The sequence below is a fragment of the Alkalihalobacillus sp. AL-G genome, from assembly GCF_030643805.1.
Classification (GTDB): domain Bacteria; phylum Bacillota; class Bacilli; order Bacillales; family Fictibacillaceae; genus Pseudalkalibacillus.
Map to the genome: position 1 here is coordinate 251,347 of NZ_CP094656.1, position 15,246 is coordinate 266,592.

Genomic DNA, 15,246 nt, shown 5'->3' on the forward strand with positions numbered 1-15,246 from the left:
GACATATGGATAACCAAGAAATAATCGCACAAGCGCGTGAACGTGTAATCGAATCAGTAGCACAAAATATGCATTTATACGGTGTAACTCCTTCGATCGGACGGATATATGGAACTCTTTATTTTGAAAATGAACCGATGACGCTCGATGCATTAAAAGAAGAGCTTCATATGAGCAAAACAAGTATGTCTACTGGAGTGCGAACGTTAATCGACTTAGATATGGTCGAAAAGGTTTGGAGGAAGGGAGAACGTAAGGATTTATATCAAATAAAAGCAGACTGGTATCAAAACTTCATAGATCGGTTTTGTGCTCAATGGAGAAAGGGAACTCAGATGAATATGGGGGCATTGACGAAGTCTCTATCTGACTTTAAAAATGTGATAGCACATGCACCAAACGAGGATGTCGCAGAACAAGCAAAAAAAGATATCGATAAGGTCACGTATGCGATTAGTTACTACAATTGGCTGAATCAAGTTATCGATCTATTTGAATCAAAAGAGATTTTTAAGCTGACGAATAAGGATAATGAAATATGAAATATCCTTTAGGTAAAAGGAGAATATTCGATAATAAAATGGGCACAAACCAATATTGAATATAGGCTTGTACCCATTTTCATGCACCAATTAAAACTCATATAATTATTTTTTTGATTTTTGTTTTATTTCTTTAATCTTTACTTTCGCATCTTTCAGTTTGTTTTTCTTGGTAAACTCTTCTTGGAAATAGGTTACACCATCTACATCTTGACCTGAGTATTTTAATGAACCATCGCTATTTACTTTAAATTTACCTTGATAAACTCCTGTAATAATATACGTATCATCAGTTACAGGTCCTTCGTATCTTGTAAGAAATACCAAATATTTCTTTTTGTCATTAATTACATTCAGGTCTTTTGGTGAGAGCCCAACTTCCATTAATTTTATTGTCTTGTTTTTTAAGTCTTGGTTTCCAACAATTACATCTTTTACATTTAAGTCATGTATAATAAATGTTGCACCTTTATAATCGATTTGTTTTGCTTCTCCACTAACCTGAACCTCCGCAACCAATACAGAATCCTTAACGATGGATTCAAGGGTTTTGTAATGGGTTTCAACATAAGCAATTGTTACAGGAGTTGGTTTACTACTATTTGATATTTCACTGATTTCTTCTTTTTCCTTTATGATACTAGATGAATTTTTATTTGTATCTAGCATTCCACATCCAATGACACTCATTAATAAAGTTAAAATTAAAATTACTTTTAATAACTTCATGGTTAACCCCCTTTAGTTATTTTTATAAAGATTTGTAACACCATAATCATCATATAATACATTAAAGTTACCAGTATCTACATTATAAGTATTCATTACTGCATCTTCATCATCTTCATGAGATAGGCCTAAAGCATGACCTATTTCATGTATCGCAACAGCTTCAACTTCTGCTGATGTAAAAGGGGTACCGTCTTCTAAGTCATGTGCATTCAAATATGTCTTAGCTAAGTCGTAATTACCCTCTAATGAACATGATTTACAGTCTTGTTGGCGATTCCCATCTAAATAGAAAGAAGCCCATCCGTTTAGTCCCTGTTCGCCATAATCATCTGCATAGAACCAGAGTTTATTTGTACCCCTATTACTTTCAGTAATATACAAAGGTCCCACGCTAGAATACCAGTCTGAATAAGCATCTCTGTACTCTGTTGCAAAGTCATATGTAGTATTATTGATCGTAAAGTTGTTGTCTGCAAATATATCTAAATCTCCATCATCAATTCCTCCAAGTAATTCCCACGCGTTATCAGTATTGTTTGGATCATACCAATACTCGTAGGCGAAAGTGCTAATTGGAAAAATAGACAAACACAAAACCCCTAGAATAGAACTAATTAGTAGTTTTTTCAAAAAAATCCTCTCCTTCATTAATTCAAAAATCCTCCTTAAATTCTATAATAATTTCTTTCTGCGGCCGCTTATCAAAACTCTGCCATAATTTGGCGGTTTGTTATATTGGGAAAATCCAGCTTATTATTTGCTGATAAAAGACAGCTTTTTTAAAAAGTTTCCCAAATATGAAAGGCAGGATTTTCACAACATACTGCAGAGTTCCAAAGTAATGTTAGATTAAAGTTCCAATTTGTTACTTTGCGGAATTCTGTATAATCCATGGTTAGAGTAGGATAAATGACAAAATAAGAGAAGAAGCTACAATTACTCACTTCAATCAATATTAGAGTATTTATTATAATAATAGGCTGGATCAAGTTCACCATGGTATTTGAATCATACGGTATTTTTTCCACACAATAACGATGGATGGTATAAAGAAGCGTAATCAGTTGCTCAGGATAACATTTTTAACCAATACCAACATTTTTGGATGCTTATTATTTTAATAGTAATGGTTAAAAACATTGCTGTAGACTTACTAGCCTTCTGCTTGTTACGATGGTTGAGGATTAATTTGCAGAGAGGACTTTACGATGGATCAACAAAAATACGATGATTTAAAACGTGGAGAACGGGGTGCTGTGATAAGTATTTTTGCTTATCTTTTTTTATCTGCGCTGAAATATTACATAGGGCATACCGCTGATTCGGAAGCATTAAAGGCGGACGGAATCAATAATGCAACGGATATCATTGCCTCTCTAGCAGTACTGATCGGATTGAGGTTATCTCGCAACCCAGCGGATAAAGATCATCCTTACGGACATTGGAAGGCAGAAACGGTTGCATCATTGATTGCTTCTTTTATCATGATGATTGTCGGTATTCAAGTATTATATGGAGCGATCCAAGACACATTTAAAGGGAACAGTGAAGCGCCGGATTTGATTGCAGCATGGGCAGGCGTTTTTTCGGTAATTGTCATGTATGGGGTCTATTGGTACAACAAGCGGTTGGCGAATAAAATCAACAGTCAATCATTGAAGGCAGCATCGAAGGATAACCTTTCAGATGCATGGGTAAGTATTGGAGCTGTGGTCGGAATCATTGGCTCGCAGTTCGGCTTGCCTTGGCTTGATCCATTAACGGCGGTCATTGTCGGCCTGCTTATTTGTAAAACGGCATGGGACATATTCCGAGAAGCATCGCACCATTTAACCGATGGGTTTGATGAGGAAGAAATTGAATTGTATAAGGAAACGATTCGAAATGTTTCTGGCGTAAAGTCAATAAAAGATATTAAAGCAAGAAGCTACGGAAACAACATTGTCGTCGATCTGGTGATTCTCGTAAACCCGAACCTGGACATTCGGAACGCACATGATATTTCTACTAACGTAGAGAAGGCATTGATGGAGGAGCATGGTGTTTATGATGTGCACGTCCACATCGAACCGAAGTAAACGTTAAGCACCAACGTTGTCATTTTTCCGTTTTATGCCCCGCATCCTCTTACTTTTAATAATCGAGAGCAGCTGAAATCGAGAGCTTGAAGGCTGTTCGAAATGTTGCCGCAAACCTTCTCCTAACAAATTGAAGGTAATGATCGTAAATGTGATCGCAAGTGCCGGGAAGAAAGGAATCCAAAAGGCCGTAAGCAAGTCCCCCCGGGCAGTTCCGAGTAATGTCGCCCAGTTGTGGCTTGTATTTTGCAATTCACCGTGACTGAAACTGAGCTGCACCAATTTCTGGTTAATGAAGATGCTGAAGATTCCCAACTGCCCAATCAACAATAGGACACGTCCAAGGTCGATAAAAAAGGTTGAAATGATTTTCGGCATCAAAGCCGGAAGATAATGACGGAAATAAATCGAGAGCGGGTGGCTTCCGACGGTTACCGCCGCATCAATGTACAGAGATTTTGAAATCGTATATGTTTGCTGTTGAAAGATATAGGCAACTCTCCCAACCTCAATAAGAGCAAGGATCAGGATTGACCAATAGACACGATTTTCATTGAACGTCAAAAAAGGGACATTCAGAAGTAAAATCGCAGAAAACAGGACAGACAACCCGGAAAAAAGCTGGTTCCAGCCGTTGAGAATCCAATGTGACAAACCTTTTTTTTTCGTAGCGAACAAAGCCAAAGGAACAGAGAGTATGTATCGAATGACAGTTACTGCAAAAACGAGCAACAACGTATCCTTTGTACCTATTACTACTAAACTCAATAGATCCCTTCCTCGTTCCGTTGAGCCAAATGGATCTTCGAGTGACGGCGGATAGGGAGGTGCAGTAATCACACCTTCCTCAACCCGGACGATTTCCTCTCCAGCTTTTGGGTCAATAAACGATAGATGAGGACCGACCAACATCATAAAAAGCACGATTAAAAACATGAAACTTCCAACCAAAAGTGTTTTATTTTTCGTCATAATCGAAGAACTCCTTATCGTGGATCCACATAAATTCTAGCAACCTGACTGATGAGCTGAGTGACAAAAACAATCATCATAAAACTCATGGCTAGACCAATAACCATCTCAGCTTCGTATTCGGATACATATCCGATGCTATATACATTCGTGTAGTGAAAGGCTTTGAACAATCGATAGGCAGCACCCTTATAATCAAGTAAATATTCAACGATAAGGAGATTCGATAGGATATACAACATGACTGAAGATAAATGACTTAGAACTGCCCCCCAACAATTTTTCAAAATATGATTGTAGAGAATGATTTTTCGAGTGAACCCTTTCGATTTTGCGACAAGGACATACTGTTGTATTTCTTCACCTTCAATCGCGCCTGAAGTGATTCTCGCGATATACATAAGCGGATAGATAGAAACGAGAATCGAAGGGAGGATAAAGCTATACCAATGATCATAGCCGAAAAATTCAATGAATGGAAAATAAAAAATAACCAACCATTGCAAACATAGAATCAGGAAAAAATCAGGGATTGCAAGGAAAAAAGAGGTCGCATTTTTGCCTAGTATTCGTTTCCGGCTTGCCGTATTAAGATAATCAAAAATCCCCTTCCATACCCCAACTAGAATGCTGATAATAAAGGAAGTCAAGATTATAAGCAGGCTCCGCGGCAAATACTCGACGATTTCTTCTTCGACAGTACGATGAGGGTACATCGTTCCGCCTAAACTATTGTTTTCCCAAATACCCGTGACATATTGTATAAGGTTATCCTTGTAAACGGACCAATTGAATCCATATTGAAACTCGATAACGGCTGGGTGGTTTTTGCTCGGAACCGTCGTTACCTCTCGGGGTGCTAAAACAACAAGGACAATTACGATCAACGCGGCTAAATATAACAAGCAAGTTTTTACTACGCCTCGAACCAATTGCAAACATTACCCCCCTAACTACTTCCCGACAAGCTGTAATAACTGAATTCTGTATCTTTTTTACAATCCCTTTAAAAATGTGATGGAGAGACAAAAAAACAGCCGCATGGGCTGTTTTTAGATCAATACTGCAATCTCTGCATCTTCTTTAAGCTGTTTAATCTTTTCAGTCATTTTCTTTTGTTTCTTTTGGCTTTCAAGCTGAATCTTGATTTGTCCTTTTACATCCTCATAGGGAGGTGGTTCCTTCCCTTTTGTTTGTTCTTTGAATTTATTGTAGTAGTCCTTCATTTCTTTTTCAGAAACATCTTCAATTTTAATTTCCTTTTCCATGTAGGTTTTGTACGTGAGGTTTTTGGCGAGCTGAGCTTTTAACTCATCCTCGGTCATATTGTTCTTTTTCAATGCTTCCTCAAATTTCTTGTCGTCATTGTCAAAGTTCTTTTTAATAGCTGTCAATTCTTTTTCAACGGCTTCACCAGATGCTTTGTACCCCTTTTTCTCAGCGTCTTGGAGTACGACTGTAAAGTCAATAAGGGTTTTCAGGATCTGGTCTTTTATTTGATTTTCAGCCTTTTCGGTTGTCGGGTCTTGTCCCATCTGTTGATATTGCAATTGAATTTGAGAAAGTGCACGGTTGTAATCGGCACCTTTAAGTTCAGTACCATTGACCAACGCAATGACTTTATCCTCTTTTATTTGTTGTTCTTCAAGCTTCTTCTCATCAACTTGAGTGTTCTTTTCCTCTTTTGGAGCTGTTTCTTCTTTATCTTTGTTGCCTTTTTCATCTCCATTACACGCTGCAAGTACAACAGTCAGTAACGCCACAAGGGCGAATTTCATTAGTTTTTTCAAGTTGGCTATCTCCCTTCAGAATACAATTCGCATACTGCCCTAAGAAGTGGGGGTGTTGTAATCCCATTTTCTAACACTAAACGAAAATTTATTTTATTGCAAGAAATAGACCAAGATTGATTGAAAGATAGGTCGTTCTCAGGGTTGGATTTAACCGAACAGATACTGTCCGATCGTCTTTTTGAACGTTAAAACAGGAAACGTATTTGTATGTAGAAAAAGTGTTGACAATTATCAAAGTGTATTGTAGTGTTTATTGAATAAAAATACATTATAATAAATATTAATACAACAAAAGGAGTGAGGGGTATTGAATAAAAATAAGGTTGTTTTAGCTTATTCAGGTGGTTTGGACACATCTGTTGCGGTGAAATGGATACAAGAAAAATACGGGTATGATGTGATTGCACTAGGTTTGGATGTCGGAGAAGGAAAAGACCTTGAAGCGATCAAAACGAAGGCGCTCGATGTTGGTGCGATTAAAGCGATTATGGTCGATGCGAAGGAGCTGCTTGCAAAGGACTATCTGCTTCCGGCTTTAAAAGCAAACTGTTTGTATGAAGGGAAATATCCGTTATCATCCGCACTTTCCCGACCATTGATCTCGAAGCTGCTTGTTGAAGTAGCCGAACAGGACGGGGCCGTTGCTGTTGCTCATGGCTGTACTGGAAAAGGAAATGATCAGGTTCGATTCGAAGTGTCAATCCAGGCGTTGAACCCGAATCTTGAAGTGTTGGCACCAGTCCGCGAATGGGGGATGACAAGAGATGAGGAAATCGAGTACGCCGATAAGCACAATATTCCGATTCCAGTTGATTTAGATAATCCATATTCGATTGACGCTAACATTTGGGGACGTGCCTGCGAGGCAGGAGTGTTAGAAAATCCATGGAATGAGGCGCCAGAAGGTGCTTTTGATTGGACTGCTCCGATTGAGATGACACCAGATATAACTGAGTATATTGAATTAGGATTTGACAAGGGTGTGCCCGTTTCCCTGAATGGTGAAGAGATGGAACTCGTTGCCCTGATTGAATCGCTAAATGTTATGGGCGGTAAGCATGGAATCGGAAGAATCGATCATATTGAGAATCGTCTCGTCGGAATAAAATCGCGAGAGGTCTATGAAAATCCTGCGGCAATCCTTTTGATCCAAGCCCATAAAGAATTGGAATTTTTGACCTTACCTCGAGAGGTGACAAAGTTCAAAACCCAGGTCGATCAGCAAATGGCACAGCTCGTTTATGATGGACTATGGTATTCACCGCTAAAGACTGCGCTTGATGCTTTTATTCAGGATACACAAAAGGTTGTGTCCGGGACGATAAGAATGAAGCTTTATAAAGGAAATTTCATGGTGGTCGGACGTAAATCTGCACATAGCTTATACAATGAAGCACTTGCAACCTATTCGAAAGGGGATCTATTTGACCACAACGCAGCAGTAGGTTTTATCAAACTGTGGGGGCTATCAACAAAAACCTATACAGAAGTGAATCAAAAGGAACCCGCGCAAAAAGGCGTACAGTCTAACTAAACGATTTGGAGGGGAAACGGATGTCGAAGCTTTGGGGCGGAAGGTTTACAAAAGAAACGAACCAGCTTGTCGAACAATTCACTGCATCTATATCATTCGATCAGCGTTTAGCAAAGGAAGACATAATAGGAAGCCTAGCACACGTTCAAATGCTTGCCGAATGTAACATTATCACGGAGGAAGATGCAGACACAATCAAGTCAGGTCTTCAATCTCTACAAAAAAAGATTTCAGAAGGAGCACTGGATTTTCACGTTGAACATGAAGATATCCATATGAACATAGAAAAGTACTTGATTGATGAAATCGGGCCGGTTGGCGGCAAGCTTCATACTGGCCGTAGCCGAAATGACCAGGTAGCCACCGATATGCATTTATATTTACGGGAAAGAACAGTCGAATTTATTGAATTGATTGAAGCCGTTCAAGCGGCACTCTTAGCACAGGCGAAAGACAACATAGACACTATTTTGCCAGGATATACACATCTACAACGTGCTCAACCCATCTCGTTTGCCCACCACTTGTTGGCGTATTTTTGGATGTTTGAACGAGACAAGGAACGACTGTATGACAGTCAAAAGCGAATTAACGTTCTGCCGCTTGGTGCAGGGGCCTTGGCAGGGACAACGTTTCCGATTGATCGGGACCGGGTGGCAGATCTATTACAGTTTGATTCAGTATATGCGAACAGCATCGATGCAGTAAGCGATCGGGATTTCATTGTTGAGTTCCTTTCAATTGCATCAATCACGATGACTCATATTTCAAGGTTATCTGAGGAACTTGTAATTTGGTCGAGTCAGGAGTTCGGGTTCATCGAGCTGGATGATTCATTTTGTACTGGTTCAAGCATTATGCCGCAGAAGAAGAACCCTGATGTTCCAGAGCTATTACGGGCGAAAACCGGCCGTACATACGGAAACCTTATCGGACTTCTTACGGTATTAAAAGGCTTGCCACTTGCCTACAACAAGGATATGCAGGAGGATAAGGAAGGGATGTTCGACACGGTCGAAACACTCGAAGGCTCCTTGAAGCTTTTAGCTCCGATGATCGAGACGATGATGGTCAATCGCCAAACGATGCGAAAAGCGGTGACAGAGGATTACTCGAATGCGACCGATCTTGCCGATTACCTCGTTACAAAAGGACTTCCATTTCGAGAGGCTCACGAAATCACCGGGAGAATCGTATTGTATGCGATTAAAAATCAACAGTACTTATTGGAGGTAAGAATTGAGGAATATAAGCGGTTCAGCTCATTGTTTGAAGATGACATCTATGAAATTCTTGCACCTGAACATGTGATGAACGCAAGGAACAGCCTTGGTGGTACAGCGACTTCACAGGTCAAAAAGCAAATTGTGAAGGCCGATAGCATACTGAATCAGCATGATTGATTATTCATATAAAGCTCCTTGGAGAAGGGGCTTTTTTCGTTTGACTTCTTTTAATGGGGTTGTTATACATATATACTGTGTGGTCGTTCCGGTTTAGGGGCTTTGCGGAAGAAAAAGTAGTAAACATAATCAGGGTAGATGCACCGGTTACACGTGTCCGAGTCTATCCACAGCGAAAAACATTGCACCTATCAAAATTTCAAGAGAAAGGGAGTTACATATGAAAAAATTCATTTCTACACTTATTATAACCTCACTTGCGGTTCTATCAATGGCAGGCTGTGCTGGCGGTGAGAATGGAAGCGGCGGAGAAAGCAAAGGGACCATTACCTTCGGATTGAACAACTGGGCGGAAAACATTGCGATATCAAATATGTGGAAGGTCATCCTTGAAGAGAAGGGTTATACGGTCAAATTGAAATCGATGGAAAAGTCTCCTGTATGGGCTGGCATTGCACAAGGTGATCTGGATGTGTCCCCTGAAGTTTGGCTGCCTACAACAGATAAACCATTATACGAAGAATATAAAGACGAAATCGCACTTCATGAATCATGGTATGAAGGGACAGGGTTGGGATTGGTCGTTCCAAAATATATGGACATTGATAGTATTGAGCAGTTGAATGCTAAGAAAGATGAGCTTGGACTTACTCAATTAATAGGAATTGACCCAGGTGCAAGCTTGATGAAACTGACACGTGATGCGATCAAAGAGTATGATTTGAATTACGAACTGGTCGAAAGTTCCGGTCCTGCGATGATGAGTGTATTAGATAAAGCCTATAATAATGAAGAGCCGGTCATCGTAACACTATGGAATCCACACTGGGCGTTCGCCGAGTATGAACTCAAATACTTAAAAGATCCAAAAAAGGTTTATGGAGAACCAGATGACATTTATTTCATGACGAGAAAAGGGTTCAAAGAGGACTTTCCTGAAGTTCTGAAATGGATGAACAATTGGGAAATGGATGACCAATCTCTAGGTGAACTGATGGCAGTCATCAATGAAAACGATGATGCACTAGAAGGAGCCAAGCAGTGGGTTAAGGATAATCAGGACCTTGTTGATGAGTGGATAAACTAAAAGGATTCGAAAGGAGAGCTGATATTTGAACAGCTCTCTTTTCTATGAAATAGTAAAAGGAGAATTTCTTAACGTCACAAATCTAAAGTTCGCTAGGTTTATCACAACAAGGAGTGATCGCTCGTGAGAATGGTTTTACTCAGCAGCTTGACGGAAAGTCTGAATCCAAACCTGGAGGCTAGGCTTAAGCAGATAATTCAGTTGGGGAAGGCACGTTTAGGCTATATTCCCTCCCAATATGATCGGGAAAGGTTTTATTTTGAAAAAATGAAGCCGAATTTGGAGCGAATTGGATTCCGAGAATTTTTGTATTGCGACATCGATCAGGAGCATGATGAGGAAAATAAGGAACGGTTGCATCAATGTGATGCGGTTTTTCTTTCGGGTGGTAACACGTTTTACTTTCTGGGTAATCTTCAAAAAAGGGGTCTTGTTTCATTTTTAACTGAGTATGTAAGGGACGGAGGAATGTTGATCGGTGTCAGTGCTGGTGCGATGGTGATGAGCACGACGATTGACGTTGCAGGTATTATTGACCCGAACGATGTACAATTGGAAGACACTCGTGGGTTTGACCTTGTTCAGTTGCACTTTTTACCACATTATTCAAAGGAAGTACATTGGGATGATCTTGAAAATTTTTCAAAGCGACATGAACTTCCTGTTTATGGATGTAAGGATGATTCTGGTATCATCGTTGAGGATGATCGGGTCGAACGTTTTGGTCAAGTAGTGAAAATCGGATAGCTAAATTGGAAAAATAGCGAATCTTCATACTGCTATATGTAACATTAGACAAGGAAAGACAAGTTAAGTATGGATTCCAGCAAGATTCTTTTACGAAAATCTGACCATATTCGGGGGGATACAGACTATAGTCCGCTTACAATTTTCGCAATTATCTTAGATTAAAAATCGGATCTTACCATGAAAAAGCACTTGCCTTTGGAGAATGAACGATCCATCGAGAGTGCTTTTCTCAATTCATTGACAATTCATGATTCAAACAAATATACTAATATTCAAATGAATGTTTGAATGAAAATACGCGTGAGGTGGTTCAAAATGCCAGAGGATGATGTATGTAGAGTGACCTGTGTCCATGAGGATAAGGTCAATCAAATCAACAGGGATATTGAAAAGCAGGATACAATGTCTGTTGCGAAAATTTTTAAGGCACTTTCGGATGATACTAGGATTAAGATTGCATACGCCTTATCGATTGAAAATGAGCTTTGTGTTTGTGATGTTTCTAATATTGTCAATTGTACTGTCGCAACAGCTTCTCACCATTTACGGCTGCTGCGCAACATGGGACTCGCTAAATACCGTAAAGAAGGAAAACTTGTGTACTATTCCTTGGATGATGATCATGTCCGAAAAATAATCCAAACTGCTTTTTCCCATATTGAGGAGGGGAAACATCTTGACACAGCAACAAAAAGTTAAAGAAGCCCCGAAGCAAGTTTATCGTGTTTCGGGATTCACCTGAGCAAGCTGCGCGAAAAAGTTCGAAACGAACGTAAAGCACCTGGATGGTGTTTTTGATGCAAAAGTAAATTTCACTGCCTCTAAGCTTACGGTTATAGGCGAAACCAAGATCACTGACCTTGAAGAAGCCGGTGCATTTGAAAGCCTGAAGATACGGCCGGAGCATCAGTTGGAAGAAGAACGGAAAGAGCCGTTTTGGAAGCGGCATATGAATGTATTGCTCGCAGGAGCTTTACTGTTGGTTGGTTGGATCGTTGCCCTTTCAATTGGCGAAGAATCGCTTTTATCCATTCTATTTTATGCGGGATCAATTGCATTTGGCGGCTATCGTTTATTCAAAACAGGATTGAGAAACCTACTCCGTTTCGAGTTTGACATGCGTACGTTAATGACGATTGCGATCATTGGGGCCGTCATTATCGGAGAATGGGGAGAAGGGGCCATGGTCGTGATTCTATTTGCGATCAGCGAAATCCTTGAGTCGTATTCAATGGACAAAGCGAGGCAATCGATACGTGGTTTAATGGACATCGCCCCAAAAGAAGCGATAATCTGGAGAAACGGTTCAGAGGTATCGATGCCAGTTGAAGACATTCAAATAGGAGATGTGATGCTCGTTAAACCTGGACAAAAGCTCGCGATGGATGGGGTCGTACGCCTTGGAACGTCATCAATCAACCAAGCTGCAATTACAGGGGAATCTGTTCCGGTGCAAAAAATAACAGGGGATGACGTTTTTGCGGGAACATTGAATGAAGAAGGCTTTCTTGAGGTGGAGGTAACAAAGCAGGTAGAGGATACGACACTTGCTAAAATCATTCATCTTGTGGAAGAGGCACAGGAGGAACGAGCCCCTTCACAATCGTTTATTGATCAGTTCGCAAAATACTACACGCCGATTATTATTGTCGTAGCGCTTTGTGTAGCAACAATTCCACCACTTTTGGGAGGCAGCTGGAGTGAGTGGCTCTATCAAGGACTTGCGGTTCTTGTTGTCGGTTGTCCGTGTGCACTCATCATTTCGACACCTGTTTCCATTGTGACAGCAATCGGTAATGCGGCTCGTAATGGCGTCTTGATTAAAGGAGGCGTTTACCTTGAAGAGGCTGGTAAACTACAGGCGATTGCCTTCGATAAAACAGGTACATTAACGAGAGGGACCCCAGAGGTTACTGATGTGTTCCTTTTATCCAATTATTCAGAGCATGAAGTCTTACAGGCTGCCGCACTGCTTGAAAGGAAGTCCCAACACCCACTAGCAACAGCAATCTGTAAGAAGGCAGAAGGGTTAGCGGTATCCTTAGAGAATCAGCCTCTGTTGAACGATTTTCGCTCGCTAACCGGTAAAGGTGTATACGGAAAGATTAATGACACTTCTTTTTATGCCGGAAGTATTGGATTGTTCACCAGTGAGCTTGGGCTATCCTTAACTGAGCAGCATACTGAAAAAGTCGAGGTCTTGCGTTCGGAAGGGAAAACGGTCATAGCTGTTGGGACAGACCGGGAAGTTATTGCTCTGATTGCGGTAGCCGATCCCGTTCGCAAAGAGAGTGCATCTGTTGTAAAAGCACTGAAAAAAATCAATATCCCGAATACGATCATGTTGACAGGTGATCATGAGATGACAGCAAAGGCGATTGCGAAGGAAGTCGGAATGGATCAAGTTCAAGCAGGTCTTCTTCCTGAAGAAAAGCTGCAATATGTAAAGGACTTTCAAAATCAATATGGCCGGGTAGCTATGGTCGGTGACGGGGTAAACGATGCTCCAGCACTTGTTGCCTCGACAGTCGGAATTGCCATGGGTGGTGCTGGGACAGATACCGCTCTTGAGACCGCAGACATTGCACTAATGGGAGATGATCTGAAAAAGCTTCCATTCACGATACAATTAAGCCGTAAGACGTTGCGGATCATCAAACAAAACATCAGCTTTTCCATTGCCATTAAATTGGTCGCATTATTGCTCGTCATCCCGGGGTGGTTGACGCTCTGGATTGCAATATTTGCCGATATGGGTGCGACCCTGCTCGTTACACTCAACGGACTCCGATTGCTTAGAGTAAAAGAAAAAAGGAATTAATCCATACGGGTGGACACCATTCCTGATAGTTAATAAAATGTATGGACGAATTATCTTCATCCATGTTTAATTGAAGGTCTCCAATAGTCAAATCAAGGGGAAAAGTAATGAATCATGGTGGACCCAGTTCATTAGAAGCTCTGATTCCAGTTCCAATCTTTTTAAATGGAAGTTACCGAAAGTTGATCTTTAAAAAAGGAATACCGAGCCCTCTGTCAAAATAAGTATGCAAGAGACAGGGAGGTGGAAAGCATGACCCTTTGGATGTGGGCAGTTGGCTTTGTTGTAGCTCTCATAGCGTTTGGAATTCTTTACGACGTTCTTTCTAAACGGAAGCGGAAGATTAGTCATGCAAATGTAAAAGAAGGTAGACGACAGCATGACCATAAAAATCACGGCAATGATACAAACAACTTTACGGGACTATGAAAGATTTATGGGCCTCCGTTATTATTTGGAGGTTATTTTTTTGTAGCCAGGTTTTAACAGCAGAAGATTAGGGGAAATTTCAATATAAGCTATATCATCGCATTCGTTTTCCAACTAAATTTTAATCGTTAAGTATTAGATGAGAAATATAAAGTAGAGGCAATCATATTCTAAAGGAGATGGAAAACATGTTCCACTACACAGTATTGACAGAACAATCTGTTGACGAAGCGTGCCAAAATCTTGAGGAGAAGCTGAAAGAGGAAAAGTTCGGAGTGCTTTGGGATTTTAATATTAAAGATAAGCTGAATGAGAAAGGACTCGAATTTGAGCGTTCATTCCGAATCCTTGAAGTTTGTAATCCGGCTGAAGCCCAACGTGTCCTGAATCAGAATGTGATGATCGGCTACTTCCTTCCTTGTAAAATGGTTGTATACGAGGACGAGGGTGTGACAAAAATCGGGATGCCAAAGCCAACCGCACTTGTCACGATGGTGGAAGATGAAGAAATTACAGCTATGGCGCAGGAAATTGAACACCGACTTATGGCGTGCATGGACAAAAGCGTGTAAGTTAAGTACAAAAAACAACAAAAAGAGGAAAATTTTACACTTCTATTCAATTAAGCAATGACATACAGTAAAAGTGGTGTTATAATTAAAAAAGATTTTTAAGAATTCGAAAAAGAAAAACTTTTATTAAACAAAAAAAACCCCCAAAGGTGCGTGAACATCTTTGGAGGAATACGACAAAGCTTGTTTCCCGAGAAGGGATTCGGCTGAGAATAGTAGACCGCGACCTAAAGTGTGCAGCTCAAGGGCGGTCTATTTTCTATAAGGAAATGACAACACGCCGATTATCAACGTCGCAAACGAGATGGCAACCATCAACGTTTGATATACTGTCATTGTTACACCACCCCTTTCGAGTGTAGTGCCGACCGCCCTCGAGAGCCGAAGCTTATCGTATTTATACAATTTTATCATTAATGGAAAAAATTCTCATGATACAATGGGACCAGTTATTGCAAGTCCTAATCTCCTACGAATATTACAAAAATGTATGTATCCTTTGGTTATTTATGCCAAAAGGATTACTTTAATAC

At 40.3% G+C, this 15,246-nt stretch carries 16 protein-coding genes; 10 read left to right on the forward strand and 6 right to left on the reverse strand.

Features of this window, described 5'->3' with window-relative positions; translation table 11 throughout:
* Nucleotides 1–5 precede the first annotated feature (5 nt).
* Entirely contained in the window at nt 6–542 is a 537-nt protein-coding gene (locus MOJ78_RS01365; protein ID WP_304979457.1) for a GbsR/MarR family transcriptional regulator, read from the forward strand.
* A gap of 105 nt (nt 543–647) precedes the next feature.
* On the opposite strand, the gene MOJ78_RS01370 is transcribed toward MOJ78_RS01365, so the two are convergent.
* Both MOJ78_RS01370 and MOJ78_RS01375 read right to left on the reverse strand, forming a co-directional pair.
* Entirely contained in the window at nt 648–1,271 is a 624-nt protein-coding gene (locus MOJ78_RS01370; protein WP_304979458.1) for a hypothetical protein, read from the reverse strand.
* A gap of 12 nt (nt 1,272–1,283) precedes the next feature.
* The gene (locus tag MOJ78_RS01375) at nt 1,284–1,904 is read right to left on the reverse strand and encodes a matrixin family metalloprotease (protein WP_304979459.1); all 621 of its coding nucleotides are present in this window, start codon (nt 1,902–1,904) and stop codon (nt 1,284–1,286) included.
* Nucleotides 1,905–2,482: 578 nt separating this feature from the next.
* Between MOJ78_RS01375 and MOJ78_RS01380 the strand changes: the two genes are divergently transcribed.
* On the forward strand, nt 2,483–3,352 hold the full coding sequence (locus tag MOJ78_RS01380) for a cation diffusion facilitator family transporter (RefSeq protein WP_304979460.1): 870 nt from the start codon (nt 2,483–2,485) through the stop codon (nt 3,350–3,352).
* A gap of 3 nt (nt 3,353–3,355) precedes the next feature.
* Here the strand turns inward: MOJ78_RS01380 and MOJ78_RS01385 are convergent, their stop codons facing one another.
* The 3 genes from MOJ78_RS01385 to MOJ78_RS01395 all read right to left on the reverse strand — a co-directional run bounded on the left by MOJ78_RS01385 (nt 3,356) and on the right by MOJ78_RS01395 (nt 6,114).
* Nucleotides 3,356–4,324, reverse strand: coding sequence for an ABC transporter permease (locus tag MOJ78_RS01385; RefSeq protein WP_304979461.1), 969 nt, complete (start codon nt 4,322–4,324; stop codon nt 3,356–3,358).
* A 14-nt stretch (nt 4,325–4,338) separates the two neighbouring features.
* Nucleotides 4,339–5,262, reverse strand: coding sequence for an ABC transporter permease subunit (locus MOJ78_RS01390; protein ID WP_304979462.1), 924 nt, complete (start codon nt 5,260–5,262; stop codon nt 4,339–4,341).
* Between the two features lie 114 nt (nt 5,263–5,376).
* Nucleotides 5,377–6,114 (reverse strand): SurA N-terminal domain-containing protein, encoded by a 738-nt coding sequence (locus tag MOJ78_RS01395; RefSeq protein ID WP_304979463.1) that lies wholly within the window; start codon nt 6,112–6,114, stop codon nt 5,377–5,379.
* Nucleotides 6,115–6,424: 310 nt separating this feature from the next.
* On the opposite strand from MOJ78_RS01395, the gene MOJ78_RS01400 reads away from it, so the two are divergent.
* The 8 genes from MOJ78_RS01400 (at nt 6,425) to MOJ78_RS01435 (ending at nt 14,713) form a co-directional block, all read left to right on the forward strand.
* On the forward strand, nt 6,425–7,651 hold the full coding sequence (locus MOJ78_RS01400; RefSeq protein WP_304979464.1) for an argininosuccinate synthase: 1,227 nt from the start codon (nt 6,425–6,427) through the stop codon (nt 7,649–7,651).
* A 20-nt stretch (nt 7,652–7,671) separates the two neighbouring features.
* Nucleotides 7,672–9,054 carry an argininosuccinate lyase gene (argH, locus tag MOJ78_RS01405; protein WP_304979465.1) on the forward strand — a complete coding sequence of 461 codons (1,383 nt, stop codon included), beginning with the start codon at nt 7,672–7,674 and terminating at the stop codon, nt 9,052–9,054.
* Nucleotides 9,055–9,274: 220 nt separating this feature from the next.
* Nucleotides 9,275–10,141 carry a glycine betaine ABC transporter substrate-binding protein gene (locus MOJ78_RS01410; RefSeq protein ID WP_304979466.1) on the forward strand — a complete coding sequence of 289 codons (867 nt, stop codon included), beginning with the start codon at nt 9,275–9,277 and terminating at the stop codon, nt 10,139–10,141.
* 129 nt (nt 10,142–10,270) lie between these two features.
* Nucleotides 10,271–10,888, forward strand: a complete 618-nt coding sequence (locus tag MOJ78_RS01415) for a Type 1 glutamine amidotransferase-like domain-containing protein (protein WP_304981156.1) — start codon at nt 10,271–10,273, stop codon at nt 10,886–10,888.
* 318 nt (nt 10,889–11,206) lie between these two features.
* Nucleotides 11,207–11,590, forward strand: a complete 384-nt coding sequence (locus tag MOJ78_RS01420) for an ArsR/SmtB family transcription factor (protein ID WP_304979467.1) — start codon at nt 11,207–11,209, stop codon at nt 11,588–11,590.
* Nucleotides 11,568–13,712 carry a heavy metal translocating P-type ATPase gene (locus tag MOJ78_RS01425; RefSeq protein ID WP_304979468.1) on the forward strand — a complete coding sequence of 715 codons (2,145 nt, stop codon included), beginning with the start codon at nt 11,568–11,570 and terminating at the stop codon, nt 13,710–13,712. Before MOJ78_RS01420 ends, MOJ78_RS01425 begins: the two co-directional genes overlap by 23 nt.
* A 252-nt stretch (nt 13,713–13,964) precedes the next feature.
* Entirely contained in the window at nt 13,965–14,141 is a 177-nt protein-coding gene (locus MOJ78_RS01430; protein ID WP_304979469.1) for a hypothetical protein, read from the forward strand.
* Nucleotides 14,142–14,329: 188 nt separating this feature from the next.
* Complete coding sequence (locus MOJ78_RS01435; protein WP_304979470.1) at nt 14,330–14,713, forward strand: DUF302 domain-containing protein; 384 nt, start codon at nt 14,330–14,332, stop codon at nt 14,711–14,713.
* 252 nt (nt 14,714–14,965) lie between these two features.
* Here MOJ78_RS01435 and MOJ78_RS20845 read toward each other — a convergent pair whose 3' ends face one another.
* Nucleotides 14,966–15,127 (reverse strand): putative holin-like toxin, encoded by a 162-nt coding sequence (locus tag MOJ78_RS20845; protein ID WP_370529754.1) that lies wholly within the window; start codon nt 15,125–15,127, stop codon nt 14,966–14,968.
* Between the last annotated feature and the right edge of the window lie 119 nt (nt 15,128–15,246).

Excerpts from the sequence above, each read along its gene's own strand:
- MOJ78_RS01435 (WP_304979470.1), top strand. The coding sequence starts at position 14,330 with ATGTTCCACTACACAGTATTGACAGAACAATCTGTTGACGAAGCGTGC.
- MOJ78_RS01420 (WP_304979467.1), top strand. The coding sequence starts at position 11,207 with ATGCCAGAGGATGATGTATGTAGAGTGACCTGTGTCCATGAGGATAAG.
- MOJ78_RS01365 (WP_304979457.1), top strand. The coding sequence starts at position 6 with ATGGATAACCAAGAAATAATCGCACAAGCGCGTGAACGTGTAATCGAA.
- argH (WP_304979465.1), top strand. The coding sequence starts at position 7,672 with ATGTCGAAGCTTTGGGGCGGAAGGTTTACAAAAGAAACGAACCAGCTT.
- MOJ78_RS01430 (WP_304979469.1), top strand. The coding sequence starts at position 13,965 with ATGACCCTTTGGATGTGGGCAGTTGGCTTTGTTGTAGCTCTCATAGCG.
- MOJ78_RS01385 (WP_304979461.1), bottom strand. The coding sequence starts at position 4,324 with ATGACGAAAAATAAAACACTTTTGGTTGGAAGTTTCATGTTTTTAATC.
- MOJ78_RS01380 (WP_304979460.1), top strand. The coding sequence starts at position 2,483 with ATGGATCAACAAAAATACGATGATTTAAAACGTGGAGAACGGGGTGCT.
- MOJ78_RS01415 (WP_304981156.1), top strand. The coding sequence starts at position 10,271 with ATGGTTTTACTCAGCAGCTTGACGGAAAGTCTGAATCCAAACCTGGAG.
- MOJ78_RS01370 (WP_304979458.1), bottom strand. The coding sequence starts at position 1,271 with ATGAAGTTATTAAAAGTAATTTTAATTTTAACTTTATTAATGAGTGTC.
- MOJ78_RS20845 (WP_370529754.1), bottom strand. The coding sequence starts at position 15,127 with ATGATAAAATTGTATAAATACGATAAGCTTCGGCTCTCGAGGGCGGTC.
- MOJ78_RS01410 (WP_304979466.1), top strand. The coding sequence starts at position 9,275 with ATGAAAAAATTCATTTCTACACTTATTATAACCTCACTTGCGGTTCTA.